Raw genomic sequence first — 6,216 nt, forward strand, 5'->3', positions numbered from 1 at the left:
GGTCACGTGCCGTCCGGACGGCCCGCGGTCACGGCTTGCGACCGAGGCCGCCGTGTTCGCCGATGAGGTCCGGGGCGGGGGAGCCGGCCTCAGGACGCCACAGAGGCACCGAGACGACGCCCGGCTCCAGCAGTTCCAGGCCGTCGAAGTACGCCGTGATCTCCTCGACGGTGCGCAGGTTGTACGGGACGGCGCCGCTTTCGTTGTAGGCGTCCTGGGCCTGCTCGAAGACCGGGTCGATGCCCCGCGAACCGTCGTTGACGGACAGGTAACTGCCGGACGGCAGCGCGGCCATCAGGTCGGTGACGATGGCGCGGGCCTGCGCGTGATCGGCGACATGGCCGAGGATGTTGCTGAGGATGAGCGCGGTGGGGCGGCTGAAGTCCAGCGTCTCGGCGGCGGCCGCCAGGATGCGCTTCGGGTCCAGGACGTCGGCGTCGACGTAGGCGGTCGCGCCCTCGCTGGTGGAGGTGAGCAGGGCGCGGGCGTGGGCCAGAACCAGGGGATCGTTGTCGACGTAGACGATCCGCGACTCCGGGGCGAGCCGCTGGGCGACCTCGTGGGTGTTCTCGGCGGTCGGCAGACCGGTGCCGACGTCGAGGAACTGTCGGACGCCCGCCTCCGACACCAGATACGTGATGTTCCGGCGCAGGAAGGCACGACTGCTGCGGGCGATGGTGACGATGCCGGGGAAGACGGCCGTGTACGCGTCGCCTGCCTCCTCGTCGACGGGGTAGTTGTCCTTGCCTCCCAGCCAGTAGTTCCAGATGCGGGCCGAGTGCGGCACCGACGTGTCGATGGGCTGATGCGCCGCTGACGTGGTCTCAGGGTCGGTCATGGTCGTCGTCCGTCTTTCACCGAGGCGTGAGCAGTTCTGGCCACAACTTACGTCCCAACGGCACGGTTCCGTACATCAGTTCACCTATCCGGTCGCCTCGAACGGTCTCCGTGCGTGGACGACCGCGATCAGTGGCCGCCGGCGGGGGGCTCGCAGTCGGTGCCGTCGGGGTAGCCGCCGAAGGCATCCGCCCGGGTCTTCTCGCGGTCGATGCCGCCCTCCAGGCACAGAGGGCGGGCGACGACGAGGAAACTCACCCCGGTCGGGCCGTTCTGGGACGACTGCACGTCCCCGGCCGCGTAACCCAGACCGGTGAGTGCGGCGCGAGTGCTCTGCGGGCTGAAGTCGCCGCGCCTACGCAGCGGTTCGAGCGCCCGCTCGATCCGTCGGGCGGCAGCCAGCCCGTCGCAGCGGCTCCGGCCGTGCAGCTCCAGGGGCACCCTGAAGCCGTGGTTCTCGGCGTAGTGGTCGGTGGGCGGTGTGGCGGGAGCCGAGGAGGCCGCACTCGGGGTGGGCGTGGGCGCGGCGCTCTCGCCGGGGCACGGGAAGTCCGCCGGCGTGCCCGGCGTCGCCACGGCGGCCCGCGACGGGCCGCCGTCCCCGGCCGCTTGCCCCGCCCGCTGGGTTCCGCATCCCGCCGCCAGCAGAGTGAGCGCGGCCAACAGGGGAGCCGCGCGCAGGATTTCGGGGCGTCCGATCATCGTCATGCGCCGATCCTCGCGCGAACGGCCCCGCCGCGTCATGAGTTGCCGTACTCAGAGGCGGACGCCGTCGGTAAGGTGACCGCCGTGACAGTGGGAGGCCCGGACACCCGGTTGATCGTGCTGCGCGGCAACAGCGCGTCGGGCAAGTCGTCGGTGGCGGACGGACTGCGCGAGCGGTTCGGCCGGGGCCTGGCCCTGGTCGCGCAGGACAACCTCCGCCGGATCGTGCTGCGCGAGCGCGACCGGCCCGGCGCTGCGAACATCGGCCTCATCGAGACCGTCGCCCGTTACGCCCTGGACGCCGGCTACCACGTCGTCCTCGAAGGCCTCCTGTACGCCGACCGTTACGGCGACATGCTCGCGCGGCTGCGCGCCGCCCACCGGGGCCCGACCCACGCCTACTACCTGCACGTGTCGTTCGAGGAGACCCTCGTACGGCACGCGGGAAAACCGATCGCCGACGAGGTCGGCGAGGCGGACCTGCGCGACTGGTACCGGGAGCTCGACCTGCTGCCGAGCGGCGCCGAGACCGTCATCGGCGCGGAGAGCGGCCTCACGGAGACCGTCGACCGCATCATGCGCGAGACCGGCCTCGACCGCCTTCCGGCCCGGGAGCACTGAGGCCCCGGCCACGAGGCCGGCGTGGCCGTCACCGCACGGTCTCCAGGGTCCGTGCCAGGCGTGCGACGGCGCTCGGTTCCGGCAGTCGGGCCAGACAGGCGACGACCTGTCCGCTCGCGAACTCGCGCTGTGCCTGCGTCACCGTCGGATCGATCGCGGACTCGGCCTGGACCCGGACATAGTTCAGGGCCGTCGCGAACAGCGTCGAGAACGACTCCAGCCCCCGCACGACCGGACCGCCGCCCGCGTCCCGATACGCCCGCACCACCCGCAGGGCCCGGTCGGCATCGAAGTCGTTGCCGCCGGACCACACGTAGACGGCCTGGGCCAGCTCCCGTCCCGCCGGGATCGGCCCGGCGTTGTCCCAGTCCAGAAGCACCGGCCCGGCCGCACCGACCAGGACGTTCTGCGGCTGCACGTCGAGATGCGACGTGACGACGTCACCGGCGCCGGACGGGGTCACATGCAGCGCGAGCTCCTTCGCCGACGTCGCGACGAACCGGCCCAGCGCGTCCGACCACGGCATCCCGCGGCGGCGCACCTCCGCCAGCAGCCGCGCCCAGTCCGCCTCACCGGGGCACTGCTCGTACCAGCGGTCGGGCACCCCGCCCGTGCCCGCTCCGGCCGTGTGCAGGACGGCCAGCGTGCGGCCGCACCAGCTCAGGATCTCCGGATCGGACGCGTCCGGGCGATCGCCGTCGATCCAGTCGTAGACCTTCACCCAGGACCCCTCGGGTCCGGGGTCGAGTCGCGAGACGAAGGCGCCGTGACGGTCGGAGAACAGCCGCGGCGAGGCGACCCCCAGCCTCTCCGCGGCGGCCCGCAGCTCGGACTCCGTGCGCACCTGCCCTTCGTCGCACCCGAAGAGCATCTCCTTGACCGCCCAGGAGGAGCCCCTCCCGGACAGCTTCCAGATCTGCCCCAGCGCCCCCCGGGCGACCGGCCGTATCGTCCACGGCCCCTCGCCGAGGCCGTACAGGTCCGCGATGCGAGCGGCCATGGTCTGCATGCCTGTGCCTTCCGGGGTGCGGTGGGGGAGGTGTCGGTAGCCCGGCTACGGCTTGATCCCCACCCCGGTCCAGAGGCTGACCTCGGCGTCCGTCGCCTCGACGGGGCCGTCCGGACGCCAGCGGTGGCCGACGGTGACCCCGGGGTCGAGCAGCTCCAGTCCGTCGAAGAAGCGGGCGACGTCGTCCCGCGAGCGGAACTGCACCGGAGTGCCGGCACCGGTGTATATGTCGGTGACCTTCTGCCAGGTCGACGGGTCGAAGTCGGGCGTGCAGTGGCTCAGGGCCAGCGCGCTGCCCGACGGGACGACGTCCAGCAGGCGCGCCACGATGCCGTACGGGTCCTGCGCGTCGGTGACGAAGTGCATCAGGGCGTTGAGGGACAGGGCCACGGGCCGGGTCAGGTCCAGCACCTCGGCCAGCGCGGGCGCGGCGAGCAGCGCTCCGGGGTCGTTGACGTCCCCGTGGACGTAGGCCGTGCGCCCCTGGGGCGTGCTGCGCATCAGACGCTCGGCGTACTTCAGGACCAGCGGGTCGTTGTCGGCGTACACCACCCGCGCCTCGGGGACGACGGACTGGGCGACCTGGTGCAGGTTCGGCTCGGTCGGGATGCCGGTGCCGATGTCCAGCCACTGGCGGATGCCGTGCTCCCGGGCGAGGACCCTGGTGGCCCGGTGCATGAAGGCGCGGTTCTCGCGGGCGCACACGAAGATGCCCGGGTAGACGCCCGCGACGGACTCCGCCGCCTGCTCGTCGACCTCGAAGTGGTCCTTGCCGCCCAGGTAGTAGTCGTACATCCGGGCGGAGTGCGGCCTGCTGGTGTCGATGTCCCGCGGGGCGTTCGAGGTGGTCATCCTGTGCCTTTCGGTGGTGTGCATGGGGGGTGCCGGGCAGGCCGGGGCCGGGAACGGGCCGTCCTGTCCGTCGTGTTCGGGTTCAGCCGGCCGCCAGATGGTCGGCGAGACCCCGTTTGACTCCCGCGACGAACGCGGCGATCTCCTCCGGCGTGTAGATCAGCGCGGGCCCGGCCGGGTCGGTCGACTGCCGCAGGGCCACGCGGCCGTCGGCCAGCTGCTTGGTCTGCACGCACTGGCCCCCGTTCGGGCCGCTCCAGGGAGACTCCCAGCCGTGGTCGCCCAGGTCCGAGGCGGGCATCCCGTTGTAGACGTCGTGCGCGTGGCTGTGGCCGCCGCCGGTGCCGGTCATGAGTACTCCTTGCGCATACGGTTCAGGAGTGCCCTGCTGTCCGTGTCCGAGGTCAGCAGGGACATGCGGTTGTGGGCCTCCAGATGCGCCGCGACTTCGGAGCGCTGGTCCAGGTACACGGCGCCGGAGAGGATCTCGGTGTAGACGATGTCGGGGAGTTCCGGCTCCTCGAACCGGAAGTAGGTGAACGGTGCGCAGGCGCCGACGTGCGCTCCGGCCGTGAACGGCACGATGTCGACGCTGACATGCTCCAGCTCCGACACCTCCAGCAGCCGGTCGATCTGCTCCCGCATCACCTCGGGGCCGCCCACCATCCGGTGCAGCACGGTCTCCTCCAGCACCGCCCACAGCGTGGGCGCGTCGGCTCTCTCCAGCAGGCTCTGGCGGCGCAGCCGCAGGTCCACGCGCCGCTGGAGATCCTCGTCCCGGTCGCTCGGGAAGCCGCCGCCGAGGACTCCGCGCGCGTACCGGGGGGTCTGCAGCAACCCCGTGACGTAGTGCGGCTCATAGGTGCGCAGCGTCCGGGCCCCGGTCTCCAGACTGACGTAACCGCTGAACCAGCTCGGCAGCACGTCACGGTACGGATGCCACCAGCCGGGCTCGTTGGCCCGCTCGGCGAGGGCGACGAACTCCTCGATCTCCTGCCGGCCGGCCCCGTAGGTGTCGAGCAGGATCTCCACGTAGAGCGGCTTGAGGCCGACCTCCGCCTTCTCCAGCCGGCGGATGGTCAGCGGCTTGACGCGCAGCGCCCTGGCCGCGTCCTCCAGTGACGCGCCCGCGTTCTGGCGCCGTTCCTGCAGCCGCCGGCCGAGGATCATGCGCAACACGGTGGGCGCACTGCTGCTGCCCGTGCCCGAACGGCCTTCGCTCACGCCGTGCCTCCTGAGGGACTGTCACCCTGATGAGTCCGATGGCGCCCTGATGGCGCGACCGGACGGATACCGGCTTGCTGAAATTATCAGGCAGTCGGTTGCAGCTTGAACTTAGGTGCGAGCATAGTTACTCACGTGAACCGCGCCGTCGAACTTCAGCGTTCCCCCGTCAAGCTCCTCCATCCTCAGAGGAGTTGGGCTGCCCAGGCGTTCGCGGCGCAGGGGTCCGAACAGAACACCCCGTCCTCCTCGGCCCCTTGCTCACCTTCCCCGGCCTCTGGCTGCTGCTCCCGCCCCCCACGGAAGGCGTCCACCGTGTCCCCCCACACGACTTCTCCCCAGCCGTTGGACACCTGGAGTCCGGATCGCACGCACTGGCTCGAACTCCCCGCCCACCGCTCCAGCGTCTCCCTGGCCCGCCGCTCGATGGACGCGCGGCTGACGGCGTGGCGGCTGCCCGGCGAGCTGTGCGCGGACGCCGTCCTGCTCGTGTCCGAGCTGGCCACCAACGCCGTACGGCACGCGCTCGGCACCCGGTTCCTGTGCGGAGTCGGGCTGGTCGGCGTCGGATGTCTGCGCCTGGAGGTGCACGACCAGGACCGTTCGGGCCGCGTCCTGCCCCGCTGCGAGCCCGGCCCGGACGACGAGGGTGGCCGCGGACTGCTTCTCGTGGAGCAGCTCGCCCAGAGCTGGGGCGTAGACCGTTCGAGACTGACCGGCGGCAACGCGGTGTGGGTGACCCTGACGGCCTGACCCTCGTGACGGCCTGAGCACCGCGACGGCCTGACGGCTCCGGCGTACCGAGGGCCTGATGCGGCCCGGTCGCCGCCGGGGCGGGCCTTGGCGGCTCGGCGCGAGCTCGGCTTCGAGCGGCCCCTGCCTCGGCCGAGCGCCGTTCAGGCGCCGGCTCCTCGTTCGGCGCGGAAGGTGGAGCGGCCGGGCAACCGAGGTCGGCGCGCCTGAGCCGG

8 protein-coding genes are annotated in these 6,216 nt (G+C 71.9%); 2 read left to right on the plus strand and 6 right to left on the minus strand.

Translation table 11 applies throughout. The features are described from left to right. Positions 1-28: 28 nt before the first annotated feature. Together BG482_RS31000 and BG482_RS45485 are read right to left on the minus strand one after the other, a co-directional pair. Positions 29-838, minus strand: coding sequence for an SAM-dependent methyltransferase (locus BG482_RS31000; protein WP_069772497.1), 810 nt, complete (start codon positions 836-838; stop codon positions 29-31). A 128-nt stretch (positions 839-966) separates the two neighbouring features. After that, positions 967-1,545, minus strand: a complete 579-nt coding sequence (locus BG482_RS45485; RefSeq protein WP_256096533.1) for a hypothetical protein — start codon at positions 1,543-1,545, stop codon at positions 967-969. A gap of 72 nt (positions 1,546-1,617) precedes the next feature. Between BG482_RS45485 and BG482_RS31010 the strand changes: the two genes are divergently transcribed. Beyond that, positions 1,618-2,163 carry an AAA family ATPase gene (locus BG482_RS31010; protein ID WP_069772511.1) on the plus strand — a complete coding sequence of 182 codons (546 nt, stop codon included), beginning with the start codon at positions 1,618-1,620 and terminating at the stop codon, positions 2,161-2,163. A gap of 28 nt (positions 2,164-2,191) precedes the next feature. Here the strand turns inward: BG482_RS31010 and BG482_RS31015 are convergent, their stop codons facing one another. The 4 genes from BG482_RS31015 to BG482_RS31030 all read right to left on the minus strand — a co-directional run bounded on the left by BG482_RS31015 (position 2,192) and on the right by BG482_RS31030 (position 5,248). Beyond that, positions 2,192-3,172, minus strand: a complete 981-nt coding sequence (locus BG482_RS31015) for an aminoglycoside phosphotransferase family protein (RefSeq protein ID WP_069772499.1) — start codon at positions 3,170-3,172, stop codon at positions 2,192-2,194. 45 nt (positions 3,173-3,217) lie between these two features. After that, a complete protein-coding gene (locus tag BG482_RS31020) occupies positions 3,218-4,024 on the minus strand; it encodes an SAM-dependent methyltransferase (RefSeq protein ID WP_069772500.1) in 807 nt (268 codons plus the stop codon). An 82-nt stretch (positions 4,025-4,106) separates the two neighbouring features. Continuing rightward, the gene (locus tag BG482_RS31025; protein WP_069772501.1) at positions 4,107-4,376 is read right to left on the minus strand and encodes a DUF397 domain-containing protein; all 270 of its coding nucleotides are present in this window, start codon (positions 4,374-4,376) and stop codon (positions 4,107-4,109) included. Further along, positions 4,373-5,248, minus strand: a complete 876-nt coding sequence (locus BG482_RS31030; protein WP_069772502.1) for a helix-turn-helix transcriptional regulator — start codon at positions 5,246-5,248, stop codon at positions 4,373-4,375. Before BG482_RS31030 ends, BG482_RS31025 begins: the two co-directional genes overlap by 4 nt. 315 nt (positions 5,249-5,563) lie before the next feature. Here BG482_RS31030 and BG482_RS31035 point away from each other — a divergent pair, with 315 nt between their 5' ends. Then, positions 5,564-6,001: an ATP-binding protein gene (locus tag BG482_RS31035; protein WP_069772503.1), complete on the plus strand. Its 438-nt coding sequence runs from the start codon at positions 5,564-5,566 to the stop codon at positions 5,999-6,001. Positions 6,002-6,216 lie beyond the last annotated feature (215 nt).

Source organism: Streptomyces sp. LUP30, assembly GCF_001746365.1.
GTDB lineage: Bacteria > Actinomycetota > Actinomycetes > Streptomycetales > Streptomycetaceae > Streptomyces.